The organism is Massilia sp. LC238 (genome assembly GCF_000735635.1).
Lineage (GTDB): Bacteria > Pseudomonadota > Gammaproteobacteria > Burkholderiales > Burkholderiaceae_D > Telluria > Telluria varians.
Window position 1 is genome coordinate 21,279 of record NZ_JNNN01000062.1, and the last position, 19,176, is coordinate 40,454.

General features: G+C 66.1%; 16 protein-coding genes. 10 read left to right on the forward strand and 6 right to left on the reverse strand.

The annotated features are described in order from the left end of the window. From FG94_RS16605 to FG94_RS16615, 3 genes are all read right to left on the reverse strand, one after another. Positions 1-570, reverse strand: coding sequence for a hypothetical protein (locus FG94_RS16605; protein ID WP_152571015.1), 570 nt, complete (start codon positions 568-570; stop codon positions 1-3). A 195-nt stretch (positions 571-765) separates the two neighbouring features. Continuing rightward, on the reverse strand, positions 766-1,380 hold the full coding sequence (locus tag FG94_RS16610; RefSeq protein WP_036213990.1) for an XrtA/PEP-CTERM system exopolysaccharide export protein: 615 nt from the start codon (positions 1,378-1,380) through the stop codon (positions 766-768). Positions 1,381-1,537: 157 nt separating this feature from the next. Then, positions 1,538-2,299 (reverse strand): serine protease, encoded by a 762-nt coding sequence (locus tag FG94_RS16615; protein WP_229445969.1) that lies wholly within the window; start codon positions 2,297-2,299, stop codon positions 1,538-1,540. Positions 2,300-2,736: 437 nt separating this feature from the next. Between FG94_RS16615 and FG94_RS16620 the strand changes: the two genes are divergently transcribed. The 10 genes from FG94_RS16620 to FG94_RS16665 are packed head-to-tail and all read left to right on the forward strand — an operon-like array spanning position 2,737 to position 15,831. Beyond that, positions 2,737-4,266 carry an XrtA system polysaccharide chain length determinant gene (locus FG94_RS16620; RefSeq protein ID WP_036213991.1) on the forward strand — a complete coding sequence of 510 codons (1,530 nt, stop codon included), beginning with the start codon at positions 2,737-2,739 and terminating at the stop codon, positions 4,264-4,266. 17 nt (positions 4,267-4,283) lie between these two features. Next, positions 4,284-5,267, forward strand: coding sequence for an XrtA-associated tyrosine autokinase (locus FG94_RS16625; RefSeq protein ID WP_036213992.1), 984 nt, complete (start codon positions 4,284-4,286; stop codon positions 5,265-5,267). Further along, the gene (locus FG94_RS16630) at positions 5,248-6,825 is read left to right on the forward strand and encodes a TIGR03016 family PEP-CTERM system-associated outer membrane protein (protein ID WP_229445970.1); all 1,578 of its coding nucleotides are present in this window, start codon (positions 5,248-5,250) and stop codon (positions 6,823-6,825) included. Before FG94_RS16625 ends, FG94_RS16630 begins: the two co-directional genes overlap by 20 nt. A 13-nt stretch (positions 6,826-6,838) precedes the next feature. After that, on the forward strand, positions 6,839-7,873 hold the full coding sequence (locus FG94_RS16635; protein WP_036213993.1) for an XrtA/PEP-CTERM system-associated ATPase: 1,035 nt from the start codon (positions 6,839-6,841) through the stop codon (positions 7,871-7,873). Next, on the forward strand, positions 7,870-8,754 hold the full coding sequence (locus FG94_RS16640) for an XrtA system polysaccharide deacetylase (protein WP_036213995.1): 885 nt from the start codon (positions 7,870-7,872) through the stop codon (positions 8,752-8,754). Before FG94_RS16635 ends, FG94_RS16640 begins: the two co-directional genes overlap by 4 nt. Before the next feature lie 53 nt (positions 8,755-8,807). Next, on the forward strand, positions 8,808-9,905 hold the full coding sequence (locus FG94_RS16645; RefSeq protein ID WP_036213997.1) for a FemAB family XrtA/PEP-CTERM system-associated protein: 1,098 nt from the start codon (positions 8,808-8,810) through the stop codon (positions 9,903-9,905). 3 nt (positions 9,906-9,908) lie between these two features. Beyond that, the gene (locus FG94_RS16650) at positions 9,909-11,102 is read left to right on the forward strand and encodes a TIGR03087 family PEP-CTERM/XrtA system glycosyltransferase (protein WP_036213998.1); all 1,194 of its coding nucleotides are present in this window, start codon (positions 9,909-9,911) and stop codon (positions 11,100-11,102) included. Beyond that, the gene (gene xrtA, locus FG94_RS16655) at positions 11,093-12,691 is read left to right on the forward strand and encodes an exosortase A (protein ID WP_036214001.1); all 1,599 of its coding nucleotides are present in this window, start codon (positions 11,093-11,095) and stop codon (positions 12,689-12,691) included. Before FG94_RS16650 ends, xrtA begins: the two co-directional genes overlap by 10 nt. Before the next feature lie 11 nt (positions 12,692-12,702). Continuing rightward, on the forward strand, positions 12,703-13,878 hold the full coding sequence (locus FG94_RS16660; protein ID WP_081926039.1) for a TIGR03088 family PEP-CTERM/XrtA system glycosyltransferase: 1,176 nt from the start codon (positions 12,703-12,705) through the stop codon (positions 13,876-13,878). A gap of 57 nt (positions 13,879-13,935) precedes the next feature. After that, on the forward strand, positions 13,936-15,831 hold the full coding sequence (locus FG94_RS16665) for an XrtA/PEP-CTERM system amidotransferase (RefSeq protein WP_036214003.1): 1,896 nt from the start codon (positions 13,936-13,938) through the stop codon (positions 15,829-15,831). A 49-nt stretch (positions 15,832-15,880) separates the two neighbouring features. Here FG94_RS16665 and FG94_RS16670 read toward each other — a convergent pair whose 3' ends face one another. The 3 genes from FG94_RS16670 to FG94_RS16680 are packed head-to-tail and all read right to left on the reverse strand — an operon-like array spanning position 15,881 to position 19,175. Continuing rightward, positions 15,881-16,789, reverse strand: a complete 909-nt coding sequence (locus FG94_RS16670) for a hypothetical protein (protein WP_036214006.1) — start codon at positions 16,787-16,789, stop codon at positions 15,881-15,883. A gap of 26 nt (positions 16,790-16,815) precedes the next feature. Further along, positions 16,816-17,811: an NAD-dependent epimerase/dehydratase family protein gene (locus FG94_RS16675; protein ID WP_036214009.1), complete on the reverse strand. Its 996-nt coding sequence runs from the start codon at positions 17,809-17,811 to the stop codon at positions 16,816-16,818. Further along, a complete protein-coding gene (locus FG94_RS16680) occupies positions 17,808-19,175 on the reverse strand; it encodes a UDP-glucose/GDP-mannose dehydrogenase family protein (RefSeq protein WP_036214011.1) in 1,368 nt (455 codons plus the stop codon). Before FG94_RS16680 ends, FG94_RS16675 begins: the two co-directional genes overlap by 4 nt. Between the last annotated feature and the right edge of the window lies 1 nt (position 19,176).

Genomic DNA, 19,176 nt, shown 5'->3' on the forward strand with positions numbered 1-19,176 from the left:
TTATGTGCGATCGCCCTTGTAAGTGGACTCGAGGTATTTCTTGGTAGTTTCAATATCCCAGAACACACCTCGTGCCGGCTCGTAGTGACCAGAAGTCTGCAACTCACGCCACATTTGCTGCAAGCTGCGCTCCGACAGGAAACCGATTCTTCCGGACTTGACGTTCAGGTAAGCTGCCGTCAGGTGCATGCCCAGGTTCGACTTGTCGAAATCGCGCTTGCTGAGCATCTTGATCAGCGTCGTCGCACCATAGGTGCTTGTTGTCCTGCTGGAACAGCTGAACACGTCGCCGAACAGCGTCGTCGTCGACACCGGCCAGCCGCCGTGGTTCTTCCAGTAGCCCGGCGACTTGCCTGCGCAAGCCACCGCGTCATCCGGCGTATTGCTATTCAGGCCTGCGGAAAGGGCCGCCGATGCGGAAACGCATTTGAAATCGAACGCATGGCTCCGGGTCGTCCACAGCACGCCGGCCGCACCGAGCCCAGCCTTCGCCAGGCGGCGCCGCGCCGCGCCCTGCGGGGTCATCGGAGCAGCCTCTGCAGGGCGCCCTGCTTGGTTTTCGGTGGACACGGTGTCTATCCTCACATTGATATGATTTGCCACAACGGCATGCGTTTCAGATAAGCAAAAAACATGCCGTGTTGCACTGCTTCCTAAAACTCGCTAAAAAACAGGAAGATAGGAGAACTGCTCATCGTTTAAGCATGCAGTCTAGCGAGATTTTAGATCCTTGTGTCAGATTTTTCGACAGTGGCTAAGAATGCCTTAAAGGAAACTCTCAGGAATGACCAGCACGTCGCCCGGGCGCATTTGGATGTTGGCCGTGATGTCACCGTCCTTGATCAGGTCGTCGAGGCGCACGCGGTATTGCTGCTGCTTGCCGTCCACGGTGCGGATCAGGCTGGCGCGGTTGCCGGACGCGAATTCGGTCACGCCACCCACGGCAATCAGCACATCCATCAGAGACATGTCCCTGCGATACGGCAGAGCCTGCGGACGGGCTGCCTGGCCGATGACGCGGATCTGCTCGCTGTAATTACCGACGAAGTTCGTGACGACTACGGTCACGACCGGTTGCTGGATGAACTTGGCGAGTGCCGCCTCGATGTCGCGCGCCAGCTGGGTCGATGTCTTGCCGGCGGCCGGCAGGTCTTCCACCAGCGGCGTGGTGATCTTGCCATCCGGACGGACCGGCACCGACATCGACACTTCCGGATTGCGCCACACGATGATATTGATCGCATCACCCGGGCCGATCAGGTATTCCGGGTTCACCGCTTCGGTTGAAGGCAGCGCCGGCAGGTTGCTGGCGCAGCCGCCCAGGATGAACAGGCAGCTGATCGCGACAGCCTGGGCCGCGCGCTTGATCTTGGGGGTCATGTTCGTGCTCACGTCAAAATCCTCGGGTTGGCATGGCGCCTGGTCGGCTGCCGCATGCATGCAATATTGTTGAGCATAATTCTATACCATAGCACTTCGGCAACACCTGCACAATTGAAATACTTGTGGCGCGCGCGCCAGTCCCTGGCTTGCCGCCTTACTGCGGGCGCTGCAGGAGTTCGCGCACGTGGCGCACCGGAATGGCGTAGGTGATGCCGCTCGGGTCCGATACCGCGCTTTCCCGCAAACCCTTCAGGAATACCATATTGATCACCCCGACCACGCTGCCGTCGTCGGGCCGGAACAGAGGGCTGCCGCTGTTGCCGGGATAGGCGGTGCCGTCGAGCTGGTAGATCCGGAACGGCGAGCGCTGCAGCTGGGTGATCGCGCGCGCGTCGAGCTGGCGCGAATTCAGCGAGGGCCGCACCACCGGCGTGATCGCGGCCAGCAGTGCGCGGTGGGTCGCCGCATGCAGGCCCAGGCGCATGCCCAGCGGGTAGCCGGTAAATGCCAGTTCCTGCCCTTCGGCCACGCTGTCGTCGGCGGCCAGGGCCAGCGGGGCTAGCGGCGCGCCGGACAGGCGCAGGTGGGCCAGGTCGTGTTCCGCGTCCAGCGCCACCAGGCGCGCCGGACGGAAGCTGACGGAGGCGCCCTCGCCGCCGATCACGATTCCCAGCTCTTCCTTGCGCGCGGTATCGAGCTGCTTCGGGATGGCGTGGGCATTGGTAATGATGCTCAGGCCATCGCCGACGGCGAAGCCGGTGCCGACGAACACGACGGCAGGCTGGCGGGTCTTGAGCAGGCTGCCGACGCCGACCACCGAAGGCTTGATCTGCGCCACCGTACGAGGCAAGTTCTGGGCCATGGCCGCGCCTGGAACGGTAGCGGCGACGGCCAGGACGAGGGAGTGCAGGAGCACGTGCAGCGCGATTCTCCTGGACGTTTTGGGCGCCGCAGCAAGGTTTCGAACAAGAATCAATCGTGTGGGCACTTTTGTCTTTCCGACATTAAAATACGTATTTGACACAGGGCAATTTTCGTTAAAGAAACGGTCATGAGTGTACGCGAGCGGAGGGATGAGGTGGCAACACAATGTACAGCCAAACAGCATTTCCATGGCTAAATGTTGCTATCACATAACTTTTTAACGCTGAATTCATGGAAAAACCGTCAAATGTTTATTGTGGTTGGGAACTTGTGTTGCATGGACCACCATTTTTGTCGCGTCTGCCGCCTATTTTTCCGACCCGCAATTGCAATTGCTCAGTCAACAAGCGATCATGCAGACTATTTGACATTTTTATTGATTGATGAGCTTGCCAAATCACCGGCAATCTCTTAGGCGAGAATCCACACATGGCAGATATCACAGCCGCAATCCTTAACTTCCTCAAGGCAATCGGGAAGTACCGCTGGCATGCAGTCTTCATCACCTGGGCCGTGGCCATTGTCGGCTGGGTGGTGGTCCTGAAACTGCCCAACCAGTACGAAACCTCGGCGCGCGTCTACGTCGATACCCAGAGCATCCTCAAGCCTCTGCTGTCGGGCATGACCACGCTGCCGAACCTCGACCAGCAGGTGCTGTACATGCGCCGCACCCTGATCAGCCGACCGAACGTGGAACGCGTGATGCGCATGGTCGACCTCGACGTCAAGGCCAAGAACGCCAAGGAGCACGACGAGATCGTCGAAGAGCTGATGGAGAAGATCAAGATCGCCGGCACCGAGCGCGACGACATCTATACCATCAGCTACACCGCCCCCGATCCGAAGCTGGGCAAGGACGTGGTGCAGTCGCTGCTGACCATCTTTGTCGAAGGCAGCTTCGGCGGCAAGAAGCAGGACTCCGAGAAGGCGGTCCAGTTCATCGACGACCAGATCCGCAATTACGAGGAAAAGCTGGCGGCGGCCGAGAACAGCCTGAAGGAATTCAAGATCCGCAACCTGGGCATGCTGCCGTCGGAAGGCGGCGACTTCGGTTCGCGCATGATGGCTGCCAGCGAAGCGCTGAACAGCGCACGCCTGGAACTGGCCGAAGCCGAGCAGGCCCGCAACGCGATCCGCCGCCGCATCGCCGGCGAAGCCGCCCCGGGCGAGGCCGCCCCGATCCCGATCACCGACCCGGAACTCGAGTCGCGTATCGCCGCCGTCACCAAGACCCTGGACGGCCTGCGTACCCAGTACACCGAAGCGCATCCCGACATCATCGCCAACGCCCGCCTGCTCGACCAGCTCGTCGCGCGCAAGCAGGAACTGGCCAAGAACCGCAAGCCGAGCGCCGACCCGGGCGCCGGCTACAGCCCGATGCTGCAGCAGATGAACGTGGCGCTGTCGGAAGCCGAGGCGCGCGTGGCCGCGCTGCAGGCGCGGGTCAGCGAACACTCGGCACGCGTGGCGCGCCTGCGCGCCCAGAGCAGCCAGGCCCCCGAGATCGAGGCGCAGCTGGCCCAGCTCAACCGCGACTACGCAGTCAACCGCGAGAACTACCAGCAGCTGGTGCAACGCCGCGAGTCGGCCAAGCTGTCGGGCGACCTGTCCTCGGCCACCGACATGCTCACCTTCCGCGTGATCGACCCGCCGACCGCGCCGCTGCTGCCGTCCGGGCCGAACCGCCTGCGCCTGTTCTCGCTGGTGTTCGTCGGCGCGCTGGTCGCCGGCCTGGCCTCGGCCTTCCTGATGAGCCAGCTGCGTCCGACCTTCCTGAGCCAGGCCGCCCTGCGCGAGGTGACCGGCCTGCCGATCCTCGGCTCGATCAGCATGAACTGGACCGAACAGCAGACCGTCCGCCGCAAGCGCCGCCTGGTTGCCCTGGGCGCCGCCGTGGCGGTGCTGCTGGCCATCTACGGCGCCGGCGTGACCGCCATCCTGGTCCGCCCGGGCCTGTAACCGATCAAGGAGCAGACGTGAGCATTATCGAAAAAGCGGCGCGCCGCATCGACCAGGAACGCGGCCAGGCCGCGCCGGTCCAGGCGCCGGCGCCGATGCCGGCGCAGCTGGCTGTATCGCATGCCGTGGAAGCGGCCGACCTCGACGTCCTCGAACCGGTCGTCGCCACGGCGCCGGTGCTGCCGCCTGCGCCCCCAAGCGCCCCGACAGCCAGCGCGTCCGCAGCGGCTGCCGCGGCCCCGGTCCTCGAAGCCGATGCCGCGCCGCGGCGCCAGACCCGCAAGGTGGAACTCGACCTGGCCAAGATGCGCGCCAGCGGCATGGTGACCGCTGCCGGCGGCCGTACTTCGCTGGTGGAGGATTTCCGCATCATCAAGCGCCCCCTGCTCAAGCGCGCCTTCGACGAACGCCAGCCGCGCGAGAATCCGGCCAACCTGATCATGGTGACCAGCTCGCTGCCGGGCGAAGGCAAGACCTATTGCGCCATCAACCTGGCGATGAGCATCGCCATGGAACTCGACCACACCGTGCTGCTGGTGGATGCCGACGTGGCCCGCCCTTCGGTGCTGGGCACGCTCGGCCTGCCGGCCCAGCGCGGCCTGATGGACCTGCTGGTGGACGACAAGCTCGACGTCTCGGACGTCCTGCTGCGCACCAACGTCGACACCCTGAGCATCCTGGCCGCCGGCACCAGCACCCCGCGCGCCACCGAGCTGCTCGCCAGCTCGACCATGGCCAACCTGGTGCAGGAGATCGCCAACCGCTACCCGGACCGGGTCGTGATCTTCGACTCGCCGCCGCTGCTGCTCACCAGCGAAGCGCGCGCCCTGGCCAGCCACATGGGCCAGATCGTGGTGGTGGTGGAAGCTCAGAAAACCACCCAGCACGCGGTCGGCGAAGCGCTGCGCCAGCTCGAGGGCTGCCCCAACGTCAACCTTATCTATAACAAGACCAGGGACATCCCCGGCATCGAAGAAACGTATGATTACCACTATGGGTGAGCTGCGTGCCGGCGTGGCACGCATGCCGCGCCTGGCGCCGCTCGCAATCGCAGCGATGCTGCTGGCATCCGAGTGCCGCGCCGACTGGCGCGTGGTGCCGGCGCTCACGCTGACCGAGCGCTACACCGACAATTTTTACCAGGAAGGCAAGGACCTGAAACGGTCGCAGTTCATCAGCGAGCTCACGCCCTCCTTATCCTTCCTCAAGACCGGCCCGCGCCTTGTCCTCAACGGCACGGCGCAATGGCGTCATTTCGATTACCGCGACGACGACCTGCGCGACACGCTCGACCACAGCTTCGAATATGCCGTATCGGGCCGTGGCACGCTGGCCAAGGACTTCCTGTACGTCGACGCCAGCGCCTCGGCCAGGCCGAACAACGTCTCCGTCTTCGGTCCCCGGGTCGAGGATGCGCCCTACCTTTCGGCCAACCAGGCCAAGGTCAAGACCTGGCGCGTCAGCCCCTATCTCGAACATCGTTACGGAAGGACGGCAACCCTGGCGATGCGCTATGCGCGCGACCGGGTGGAAGGTGGACGGGGTGCACGCGGCTTCGGCAACAGCAGCAGCGACAGCGTCAGTGCGAGCCTGGCCAGCGGCCCGGCCTTCAATCAGGTAGGCTGGGGCCTGACCCATGTGCGCCAGGACCTGGACGATACCTACAATGGCGAGACTTCGAGCGAGAGCACGACCGCCAATGTGCGCTACGCGCTTACCAGGCGCTTCGCCCTGACCGCCACGGTGGGCTACGATAATTACCAGTTCGTAGGCCTTGGCAACGACACCGCCGGACGCAACTGGTCGGTCGGCTTCAACTGGACGCCGTCACAGCGCACCAACCTGAGCGCGGCGCTCGGCCGCCATTTCTACGGCCAGACCGGCAGCTTTTCCCTGCTCCACCGCAGTCGCCGCACCTCCTGGAACCTGGCCTACAACGATGGCGTGACCACCGCGCGCGAACAGTTCCTGCTGCCTTCCACGATCGACACCACCGAGCTGCTGGACCGGCTGTTTGCCGCTTCCATCACCGACCCGGTCGCACGTCAGCAGGCGGTCGCCGCCTACATCCGCGACACCGGCCTGCCTCCCAGCATCTCCGAGAACGTCAACTTCCTGAGCAACCGTTATTTCCGCCAGAAGCAGCTGCTGGGATCGATGGCTTTCAAGATGGCGCGTACCAGCGGCGTGCTGTCCCTGTCCAGCAGCGAACGCATCGCCCTGTCGAACGAGCAGAGCGACAGTGTTCTGCTGGGGACCCAGGTGGGTGGACGCAACGACAACGTCCGCCAGCACGACGCGACCGCCAACCTCAACTACCGCCTGAGCCCACGCACCAGCGCGCTCGCCGTGGTCGGCTGGGGACGCAGCCGCTCACTGACTACCGATGTCGTCGACACCCGGCGCGACTTCAGGCTCGGGCTCACACACCAGCTGAGCCGCGAGGTGCGCGCGGCGGTCGACCTGAACCGCCGCTTCGGCACCTATGGCCGTCTCGGCCGCAGCAGTGGGCCGTTCTACGAAAATTCCATTTCCGCCAGCCTGTCCGCCCAGTTTTAAGGAGCCGCACGCGATGTACGAGACTTACTACGGGCTGTCCGCCAAGCCTTTCCAGCTGCGCCCGGACCCCCACTTCTTCTTCGGCAGCAAGGGCCACAAGCGCGCCATGGCCTACCTCGAGTACGGCCTGTCGCAGGGCGAGGGCTTCATCGTCATCACCGGTGAAGTCGGCGCCGGCAAGACCACCCTGGTGCGCAACCTGCTCAACAAGATCCCGACCGACCAGATCGTCGCCGCCCACATCGTCAACACCAGCCTCGATCCGGAAGACACCCTGCGCATGGTGGTGTCGAGCTTCGGCCTGCCGTATGAAGGCGCCAGCAAGGCCGAGCTGCTCAATCGCCTGGAACAGTTCCTGCGCGGCGTCGACCGCCAGGGCAAGCGCGCCTTGCTCGTGATCGACGAAGCCCAGAACCTGAACGCGCGCACGGTCGAGGAACTGCGCATGCTGTCGAACTTCCAGACCGACGACCGCTCGCTGCTGCAGACCTTCCTGCTGGGCCAGCCGGAATTCCGCGCCACCCTGCACAGCCCCGGCATGCAGCAGCTGCGCCAGCGCGTGATCGCCAGCTACCACCTGGGACCGATGGACGCGCAGGAAACCCGCGCCTACGTCGAGCACCGCCTGGCCACGGTCGGCTGGCAGGGCGACCCCGCCTTCGACGACGGCGCGCACGCGGCGATCTTCGGCTACAGCGGCGGCATCCCGCGCAAGACCAATACCCTGATGGACCGGGTGCTCCTGATGGGCTACCTGGAAGAGATGCACGCGTTCGGCGAAGCCGACATCAACACCGTGGTGCGCGACATCGCCGAGGAATACCAGCTGCCCGAGGTCATGGGCACGCCGGACGCCGGCGCCCTGCAGCAAAGCGAGCTGCGCACGGTCGATACCCGCATGGGCGACCGCCGCGCCGCCAGCGTGGAGGTGCTCGACGAACGCATGATGCGTCTCGAGAAGTCGATCGTCTCGGTACTGTCGATCCTGAAGAAAATCGTCGCCACGCCCCAGGGCGCGGCGGCCCAGCACATGGACAACCAGGAATGAAAGCCTACGAACCCGTCGCCCGCCCCGCTCCCGCTCCGGGCGAGCGCATCAGGAATGCGATGACCTGCGACGTCGAGGACTATTTCCAGGTCTCGGCCTTCGCTCCCTACATCGACCGCGACTCCTGGCCTTCGCGCGAATGCCGCGTCGAGGCCAACATGGAACGCATCCTGGCCATCTACGAACGCCACGGCGTGAAGGCCACCTTCTTCACGCTGGGCTGGATCGCCGAGCGCTACCCAGCCATGGTGCGCAGTATCGTCGTCGCCGGCCACGAGCTGGCCAGCCACGGCTACGGCCACCTGCGCGCCTCGGACCAGAGCCGGGAACAGTTCGACAACGACATCCGATCCAGCAAGGCCCTGCTGGAAGACATCGGCGGCCAGGCCGTGCTGGGCTACCGTGCGCCGAGCTTCTCGATCGGCCACGCCAACCTGTGGGCGCTGGAAGCGCTGCAGGAAGCCGGCTACCGCTACAGCTCGAGCATCTACCCGATCGCCCATGACCACTACGGCATGCCGGACGCGCCGCGCTTCGCTTTCTACCCGCACGGCCCGGACGGCCTGCTGGAAGTCCCGGTCACCACCGTCAACATGCTGGGCCGGAACCTGCCGGCCGGCGGCGGCGGCTACTTCCGCCTGCTGCCCTACGCGCTGTCGCGCTGGATGATGCAGAAGGTGAACCGCGAAGACCGCCAGCCGGCCCTGTTCTACTTCCATCCCTGGGAACTCGACCCGGGCCAGCCGCGCCCGCAAGGGCTGGACGCCAAGTCGCGCTTCCGCCACTACGTGAACATCGAGCGCATGGAAGGCCGCCTCGAGCAGCTGGCGCGCGACTTCGCCTGGGACCGCATGGACCGCATCTTCCTCGACCAACGATAACCACCCCTGCAGCACCGACGCAAGACAACAACACCAACAAGGCATAGCACGGCATGAACTCGATCATTGAAGCGGCACAGGCCAAGCGCGCCGCCCCGGTGCTCGCCACCGGACCGCAAACCCTCCACCTCCTGCAGCCGCACGAACGCGCGCGCTGGGATGCTTTCGTACGCGCCTGCCCGGACGCGACCTTCTTCCACCTGTCGGGCTGGCAGAAGGTCATCGAAGAGTCCTTCGGCATCAAGACCTGGTTCTACTACGTCCAGCAGGACGGCCAGATCCAGGGCGTGCTGCCGCTGGCCGAAATCAAGAGCCGCCTGTTCGGCCACTCGCTGGGCGCGATGCCCTTCTGCGTGTACGGCGGCGTGGCCGCCATCGACGATGGCGCCCGCCTGCTGCTCGACGAGGCCGCCGACAAGCTGGCGCGCGAGCTGGGCGTCGGCCACCTCGAGTACCGCGGCATGACCCGCGCCCACCCGGACGACGCCAGCTGGCACACCAAGGAGCTGTACGTCACCTTCCGCAAGGAGATCAGCGCCGACGACGAGGCCAACATGAACGCCATCCCGCGCAAGCAGCGCGCCATGGTGCGCAAGGGGATCAAGCTGGGCCTGAAGGGCGTGGTCGAGGACAACGTCGACCGCATGTTCGAGGCCTATGCCAACAGCGTGCTGCGCCTGGGCACCCCGGTGTTCCCGAAAAAATACTTCGCCCTGCTGAAGCAGACCTTCGGCGACGAATGCGAAGTGCGCAGCATCTACACGGAAGACGACCGCCTGGTGGCCTCGGTGCTGTCCTTCTACTGGCGCGACGAGGTCGTGCCCTACTACGGCGGCGGCATGGACCTGGCGCGCGAAGTGGCGGGCAACGACTTCATGTACTGGAACCTGATGCAGGCCGCCGCCGCGCGCGGTTGCCGCATCTTCGACTACGGCCGCAGCAAGCTGGGCACCGGCGCCTACGACTTCAAGAAGAACTGGGGCTTCACCGCCACGCCGCTCCCCTACGAATACAAGCTGTATGCCTCGGACAAGCTGCCGGACAATAACCCGCTGAATCCGAAGTACCAGTTGTTCATCAAGATGTGGAAGAAGCTGCCGCTGCCGGTGGCGAACTTCCTCGGCCCCTATATCGTGCGCAACCTGGGATAAGACGTGGAAGACCTGCTGCTGCTGATCCACCGGATCCCCTACCCGCCCAACAAGGGCGACAAGATCCGTTCCTACCACCTGCTCAAGCACCTGGCGCGCGACTACAAGGTGCACCTGGCGACTTTCGTGGACGATCCCGACGACTGGCAGCACGTGCCGACCGTCGAGAAGATGTGCGCAAGCAGCCATTTCGCAGCCCTCAATCCGACCCTGGCGCGCGTGCGCAGCCTGGGCGCGCTGGTCAAGAAGCGCTCGCTCTCGCTCGACTACTACCGCGACGCCGGCCTGGCGCGCTGGGTCGACCAGACCGTCGCCGCCCACAGGATCCAGCGGGTGCTGGTGTTCTCCTCGGCGATGGCCCAGTACGCCGACAAGTACCCGAACGCACGCCGCGTGGTCGACTTCTGCGACGTCGACTCCGACAAGTGGCGCCAGTACGCCGACAAGAAATCCTGGCCGATGAGCTGGCTGTACCGCCACGAGGCGCGCCAGCTGCTGTCCTACGAGCGCCAGGTGGCGCGCGACTACGATGCCTCGCTGTTCGTGTCGGCGCCGGAAGCGGACCTGTTCCGCCAGCTGGCTCCCGAGAGCGATGCGCGCATCGGCTTCTTCAGCAACGGCGTCGACACCGAGTACTTCGCGCCCGATGCCGCCGGCCCTTCTCCCTTCAAGGAGGGCGAGCAGGCCATCGTGTTCACCGGCGCCATGGACTACTGGCCGAACGTGGATGCGGTGCAGTGGTTCGCTAGCGAGGCGATGCCGCTGCTGCGCGCGCGCTTCCCCGAACTGCGTTTCTACATCGTCGGCGCCCGTCCGGCCCCAGCGGTACAGGAACTGGCGAAGCAGCCGAACATCGTGGTCACCGGCACCGTGCCGGACGTGCGCCCGTATATCAAGCATGCGCGCGCCGCGGTGGCGCCGCTGCGCATCGCGCGCGGCATCCAGAACAAGGTGCTCGAGGCGATGGCGATGGCCACGCCGGTGGTGGTGACGCCGCAGGCGCTGGAGGGCATCGAGGCCGAGCCGGGCCGCGAGCTGGTGCTGGCGCAGGACGCCGCCGGTTTCGTCGAGGCGGTGGCGCAGCTGCTGGCCCGCAGCGGCAACGACATGGGCCTGGCCGCACGCGCCAGGGTTGAACGCAAGTACAGCTGGCCGAGCAACCTGGCCTGCATCGGGGAGCGACTCGAATGTTCCTGAAACCTCCGCCTGGCATCGACCAGGCCGCCGCACATGCCGCACCTGGCTCTCTCCCGCTCCCGGCCGCGCAGGCGCGCGCCAGCATCGTCGCGCTGGCCGTCGCCCTGCTGGCCCCGATCCTGCTGTTCTACGGCACCGCGGCGTCGATGGTCGGGATCTGGAACAGTTCCGAGACCTTCGCCCACGGCTACGTGATCCTCCCGGTCAGCCTGTGGCTGATCTGGCGCCAGCGCGCCTGGTTCGCGCGCATCCCGGCGCGGCCCTGGTGGCCGGGGCTGGTGCTGATGGCCGGCGCCGGCGCGGCCTGGCTGGCCGGGCGCATGGGCGACGTCGGGGTCGTGATGCAGTACGCCTTCGTGGCGATGATGCCGCTGGCCGCGCTCACGCTGCTGGGCCCGCGCCTGGCGGCGAAATTCACCTTCCCGCTGCTGTTCCTGCTGTTCGCGGTGCCCTTCGGCGAGGTGTTCGTCGGCCCCCTGATCCAGCATACCGCCGACTTCACGGTGTGGGCGGTCCAGGCCACCGGTATCCCGGTGCTGCGCAACGGCACCCGTTTCGAGCTGCCCACCGGCAGCTGGTCGGTGGTCGAGGCCTGCAGCGGCATCCGCTACCTGATCTCCTCGATCACGCTGGGCTGCCTGTATGCCTACCTGACCTACCAGTCGAACCTGCGGCGCGCCGTCTTCATCGGCATGGCGGTCGTGGTGCCGATCGTCGCCAACTGGCTGCGCGCCTACGGCATCGTGATGATCGGCCATACCAGCGGCATGGAACTGGCCACCGGCGTCGACCACCTGGTCTACGGCTGGCTGTTCTTCGGCCTGATCATGTTCCTCATGTTCTGGGTCGGCAGCTACTGGCGCGAGGACGACAAGCCCGCAGTCCCGGTTGCGCCGCAGCCCGGCCACGCCACGGTCGCGGCACCGCGCGTGTCCCATGGCCCGGCAAAGTCGCTGGTGCCGGTTGCGGTGGCCGTTGTGGCGGTCGCCGCCGCCTGGCCGGCCTTCGCGGCGTTCAATGACCGCGCCAATCATGATCCGCGGCCGGTGGCGCTGTCCGTTCCGGAGCTGGCCTGGCCGGTGGCGGCGGGATTCCCGGACTGGCAGGTCGACTACATGGAGCCGGACGCACGCGTGGCACGCGCCTACCGATCGCCCGAAGGGCGTCCGGTCCTGCTGCAGGTGCTGTACTACCGCAACCAGAACAAGCAGAAAGGCCTGATCAGCTCCGTCAACCGCCTGGCAGGTGAAAAGAGCCCCTTCCACCAGACCGCCGCCAGCCAGCGCACCGAGCAAACCGGCGCCGGCCAGCTGCCGCTGCGTGAAGCCGTGCTGCAAGGGCCGGGCGGACCGCTGCTGGTCTGGCAAGTGCTGTGGGTCGACGGCCGCTACACGACCAGCAATGTCGCAGGCAAGCTGCGCCAGGCGCAGGGCAAGCTGCAGTTCCGCGGCGACGACGGCGCCATGGTCGCGATCGCCGTGCCCTACGAGGGCACGGATGCGGAAGGCGCACGCGCCACGCTGCGCGCCTTCCTCGGCCAGAACTTCGGCACCGTGGACCGTGCCCTCGTGCAGGCGCGCGGAAAATAAAGGAAGGCAGCATGCGCAACGACCTTGCCCACCTGGAGACTCCCGGCATGCAGCGCCCGCTGGTCGTGCACCTGACCTACTCGCTCGACGTCGGCGGGCTGGAAACCCTGCTGGTGGACTGCATCAACCGCATGCCGCCGGAACGCTACCGGCATGCGGTGGTCTGCCTGACGCGCTATACGGATTTCGCCAAGCGCATCACCCAGCCCGGCGTCGAGCTGTACGCGCTGGGCAAGCCGCCCGGCCTGGGGCTCGGCACCCACCTGAAGTTCTGGAAACTGATGCGCCGGCTGCGTCCGGCCATCCTGCACACCTACAACCTGTCGGCGCTCGAGTACAACTTCAGCGGCGCGCTGGCCGGCGTCCCGGTCCGCATCCATGCCGAGCACGGGCGCGACGCCAGCGATCCGCACGGCCTGAACCCGAAGCACAACTTCCTGCGCCGCCGCCTGGCGCCCTTCATCGACTGCTTCATCCCGGTGTCGGAAGACCTGCGCCGCTGGCTGGGTGAGACGGTAGGAATCCCGGCGGAGCAGACCCTGTTCATCCGGAACGGCGTCGATACCGAGCGCTTCGCCGCCGCTGCCGCCAGCCAGGCCTCGCCCTGGGGGCCGGACGACATCGTGATCGGCACCGTGGCGCGCATCCAGGACGTCAAGAACCACCGTGGCCTGATCGAGGCCTTCGCCCGCCTGCGCGAGCTGGAGCCGTCGCTGCGCGAGCGCCTGCGCTTGAGCATCGTCGGCGACGGTCCCCTGATGGGCGCCGTGCGCGAACAGGTGGCCAGCCTGGGCCTGCAGGAGGTGGTCTGGCTGCCCGGCGCGCGCGCCGACGTGGCCGCGCTGCTGCACGGCTTCTCGCTGTTCGCCCTGCCCTCGCTGGCCGAGGGCACGCCGGTCTCGATGCTCGAAGCGATGGCCTGCGGCCTGCCGGTGGTGGCATCGAAGGTCGGCGGCATTCCCGAGGTCGTGACCGACGGCGTCGAGGGCAGCCTGGTGCCGGTCCAGGACAGCGAGGCGCTGGCCCGGACCTTGGCAAGCTACGTGCGCGACCCGGCCCTGCGCAGGCAGCGCGGCGAGGCGGCGCGCGCACGGGTCGAAGCGGCCTTCAGCATGCGCGCCATGCTGGCGGAGTACGGCAAGCTGTACGACCGCCTTTGCCGGCAGAAGATTCGCCAGCCTGCTTGATTAAGCCTGGCTGAAGCAATCCAGAAAAAGATTAGAGAAACTTAAGGAACACCTACCATGTGCGGAATTGTCGGCATCCTGGATACCCGCGGCGCTCGCCCGATCGACCGCGAAGCGCTGCGGCGCATGAACGAAAGCCAGTTCCACCGGGGCCCCGACGAGGGCGAACTCTACCTGGAACCGGGCCTCGGCATGGGCCACCGCCGCCTGTCGATCATCGACATCGCCACCGGCCAGCAGCCCTTGCGCAGCGCCGACGGCACCATGACCCTGGTGTTCAACGGCGAGATCTACAACTACCGCGCGCTGCGCGACGAGCTGGTGGCCCAGGGCCACGTGTTCCGCACCAAGTCGGACACCGAGGTCATCATGCAGGCGTATCAAGCCTGGGGCGAGGACTGCGTGCAGCGCCTGCGCGGCATGTTCGCCTTCGCCCTCTGGGACCGCAACAAGCAGCTGATGTTCATGGCGCGCGACCACGTCGGCGTCAAGCCGATGTTCTATTCGCTGCTGCCGAACGGCCTGTTCGTGTTCGGTTCCGAGCTGAAGTCGATCATGACCTTCCCGGAACTGTCGCGCGAGCTGAACCCGCGCGCGGTGGAGGATTACTTCGCCTACGGCTACGTGCCCGAGCCGAACACGATCTACCACAACGCCTTCAAGCTCAGCCCCGGTTACTGCATCACCCTGCGCATCGGCGACACGCAGATCAAGCCGCGCCAATACTGGGACCTGCCCTTCAAGCCGCAGCCGCAGCGCCCGCAGGCAGACATCGAGCGCGAGCTGATCGAGCGCCTGCGCGAGTGCGTGGGCAGCCAGATGGAGTCCGAAGTGCCGCTCGGCGCCTTCCTGTCCGGCGGCGTCGACTCGAGCGCGGTGGTGGCGATGATGGCGCAGCAGGACAGCAAGGCGGTGCAGACCTGCTCGATCGGCTTCGACGATCCGGACTACGACGAATCGGTCTACGCCAACGAGGTCGCCACGCGCTACCGCACCAACCACTTCTCGCAGATCGTCGACAAGGACGACTACGGCCTGGTCGACACCCTGGCGCGCCTGTACGACGAGCCCTTCGCCGACAGTTCGGCGATCCCGACCTACCGGGTCTGCCAGCTGGCGCGCCAGCGCGTCACGGTGGCGCTGTCGGGCGACGGCGGCGACGAGAACTTCGCCGGCTACCGCCGCTACCGCTTCGCGATGGCCGAGCAGCGGGTGCGCGACAAGCTGCCCCTGGGTCTGCGCAAACCCGTGTTCGGCGCCCTGGGACGCCTGTACCCGAAGGCCGACTGGGCGCCGCGCGTGCTGCGCGCCAAGACCACCTTCGAGGCGCTGGCGCGCGACACCGTCGAGGGCTACTTCCATGGCGTCTCGCGCATGCCGGACCGCATGCGCGAGGAGCTGTTCTCGGACGGCTTCAAGCGCCGCCTGCAGGGCTACAGCGCGATCGAGGTGTTCCGCGAACACGCGGCGAACGCGCCGACCGACGATCCGCTGGCGCTGATCCAGTACCTCGACTTCAAGACCTGGCTGCCGGGCGACATCCTGACCAAGGTCGACCGCGCCAGCATGGCCCATTCGCTCGAAGTGCGGGTGCCGCTGCTCGACCATACGTTCGTGGAGTGGGCGTCAAGCCTGCCGGGCGACATCAAGCTCGGCGGCGGCGAAGGCAAGTACATCTTCAAGAAGTCGCTCGAGCCCTTCCTGTCGCACGACGTGCTGTACCGCTCCAAGAAAGGCTTTTCGATCCCGCTCGCGGGCTGGCTGCGCGGGCCGCTGCGCGACAAGCTGCGCGCCGCGGTGCGTTCGCCGCAGCTGCTGGACACGGGGATCTTCAACGCGGACTTCCTGAGCACGATGGCCGAGCAGCACATCGCCGGCACCAAGGATCACAGCGCGGCGCTGTGGCAGGTGCTGATGTTCGAGACTTTCCTGCGGGTGAACGCAGGGTCCTGAAAAAGGCAGCCGCCAAAAACGGCGATGCCCGCATCGGCGGGCATCGGGTCTAGCTGCGGTCGTTGCCGAGTGCGCCGGAGCGCGCGCCGCCCAAGCCCATCCGGTCGAGGTAGTAGCGGCCGATCGACAGCCAGCGCTTGCGGGTCTGGCGCAGCCAGGCCGCCGGCGGCTTGATCGGGTGCCATAGCACGTCCTTGCGGCGTCCCGCGCGCAGCCGGATGTTCATGGTTCCGAAGCTGCCGTTCTTCTCGAAACGGTCCCCGGCTTCGCCGTAGTAGCGCAGGCCGCGGTCCTGCTCGCCCACGTACTTGCCGTTGCCTCCGATGTCGACCACGCTCATGCCGGCGTGCTTGAGGATGGTGGCCCACATGTTCTCGCTATGCCCGCTCCAGCCTTCGCGGTAATAGCGGTCGATGGTATCGAGCGCCAGGCCGCTGATGCGGACGAAGGTCAGGAACACCAGCCAGCTCTGCGAAGGCGTGACGTCGCCGCCGGGAGAGCGCAGCATCGAGGAATACGTCCATTCGTCGAAGCCCCTGGCCAGGTGGGTCGCCAGCAGGTCGCCCTCGCGGCCGGCCAGTCCGGCGAACAGCGCGTGGGCATCGCCGGAGTACTCGACGTCGTCCTCGATCACCCAGTACTGCGCGTAGTCCGGCAGCGCCTTGCGGGCCAGCACGGCCACCAGGTCACAGTTGCCCGGGATCAGGCGGAACGGCCGCGCCGCGCCCTTGTAGGGATAGGCCAGGGTGTCGATCGCGTCCGGCCCGAACACATAGTGGTCGAGCGCGATCCCGTCCAGCACCACTTTGCGCACCTCGGTGCGCGCGTCAGGCACATAGGACACCAGCGCGAAATGGAAGCCGGGCCCCAGGCGCAGGAAAGCCTCGCGGAAGCGCAGCAGGCGGCGCCGCACCTTGGCCGGATCGGTGGTCTGGAACAGCAGTATTTCAGCCGGCATTCGATTCTCCTTCCTTGCCGCCGGCTTCAGGACTGGCGTCCCGGCCAGTCGCGGTACCACTCGTAGAAGCGCGCCAGGCCATCCTTGAGCGGCGTGGTCGGCACGAAACCGACCCAGGCCCTGAGCTTGTCGATCGAGGCATGCGTGGCGGGCACGTCGCCGGCCTGCATCGGCAGGAATTCCTTGCGCGCTTCGATGCCGGTGACTTCCTCGATGCTGCGGATGAAGTCCAGCACCCGCACCGGATTGTGGTTGCCGATATTGAAGACGGTATGCGCCGCCTTGCCTTGCTCCGCCGGGGTCGGCTTGAACAGCAGCCGCACCACGCCTTCGACGATGTCGTCGATGTAGGTGAAGTCGCGCGTCAGCAGGCCTTCGGCGAACACCGGAATCGGTTCGCCCTGCATCATCTTCTGGGTGAAGCTGAAATAGGCCATGTCCGGGCGGCCCCAGGGACCGTAGACCGTGAAGAAGCGCAGGCCGGTGGCCGGCAGGCCGAACAGGTGGCTGTAGGAATGCGCCATCAGCTCGTTCGATTTCTTGGTGGCCGCATACAGCGACACCGGCTCGTCGACCTGGTCGTCCTCGCTGAACGGAACCTTGGCATTGGCGCCGTACACGCTGCTGCTGCTCGCGTACAGCAGGTGCTCCACCTTGTGGTGGCGGCAGGCTTCCAGGATATTACCGAAACCCACCAGGTTCGACTGTACGTACGCAGCCGGATTCTCCAGCGAGTAGCGGACCCCGGCCTGCGCCGCCAGGTGCACCACCAGGGTCGGGCGCACGCGCTCGAACAGGGCCTGCACTGCCGCCGCATCGGCCAGCTCGACGGTTTCGCACGCGACCCCGGCCGGCGCCAGCAGCGCGGCGACCCGGTCGTGCTTCAGGCGCGGCGTGTAGTAGTCGTTGAAATTGTCGCAGCCGACCACCTGGTGGCCCATGGCCGCCAGGCGCGCGGCGACGTGGCTGCCGACAAAGCCGGCCGCGCCCGTCACCAGGACGCGATGCGTCCCACCGATCATTGCACCGCCTTCCGGCTGACGCGCCCAATCCCTTCATAGGCCAGGCCGGCAGCGGCCACTTCGGCCGGATCGTAGATGTTGCGGCCGTCGAAAATCGCCTTGGCGCGCAGGGTCTCGGCCAGCGAGCGGAAGTCCGGCGCGCGGAATTCCTTCCATTCGGTGACCAGCACCAGCGCATCGGCGTTGTCGCATGCCGCTACCGCCGAGCTGGTGATGGTCAGGAGTTCCTCCACGCGCGAGGCGCCGTGCTCGCGCTGCAGGATGTGCAGCGCTTCCTTGCTTGCCACCGGGTCGTAGGCGCGCACGCGGCAACCCAGCGCGAACAGTTCGCGGATCAGGACCAGGCTCGGCGCTTCGCGCATGTCGTCGGTGTTCGGCTTGAACGACAGGCCCCACAGCGCGATGGTCTTGCCGCGCAGGTTGTCGGCGCCGCCGAAGAAGCGGACCAGTTTCTTGAACAGGACGTTCTTCTGGTTTTCGTTGACGCGCTCGGTCGCTTCCAGGATGTGCAGGACCTGGTCGTGCTCGGCGCCGGTCTTGACCAGGGCCTTGACGTCCTTCGGGAAGCAGGAGCCGCCGTAGCCCATGCCGGCATACAGGAACTGGGAGCCGATGCGCGGGTCCAGGCCCACGCCGTGGCGCACCGACTCGATGTCCGCGCCCAGGACTTCGGCCAGGTTGGCCAGCTCGTTCATGAAGCTGATGCGGGTGGCCAGCATGGCGTTGGCGGCGTACTTGGTCAGTTCGGCGCTGCGGATATCCATCTCGACCAGTTTTTCATGGTTGCGGCTGAAGGGCGCGTACAGCTGGCGCATCAGCTTGGTCGCGCCGGCGTCGTCGCTGCCCACCACGATGCGGTCCGGGCGCATGAAGTCCTCGATCGCCGCGCCTTCCTTCAGGAATTCAGGATTGCTGACCACGGTGAAGGACACGGTGGAACCGCGCTTGTCGAGTTCGGCCTGGATGGCGTCGCGCACCTTGTCGGCGGTGCCGACCGGCACGGTCGACTTGTCCACCACCACCAGCGGCTTCTCGATGCGCTGGCCGATGCTGCGCGCCGCGGCCAGGATGTGGGTCAGGTCGGCGCTGCCGTCTTCGTCCGGCGGGGTGCCCACCGCCAGGAACACGACCTCGGCATGCTGCACCGCTTCGTCGTAGCTGGTCGAGAACAGCAGGCGGCCAGCCGCGGCGTTGCGTTCAACCATACTGTCCAGGCCCGGTTCATGGATCGGGATCACACCATTTTTAAGGGAGGCAATCTTCTGTTCGTTGACATCCAGGCAAAGAACGGTGTTGCCGACATCGGCGAAGCAGGCGCCGGAGACCAGGCCCACGTAGCCGGTTCCAATGATCGTGATCTTCATA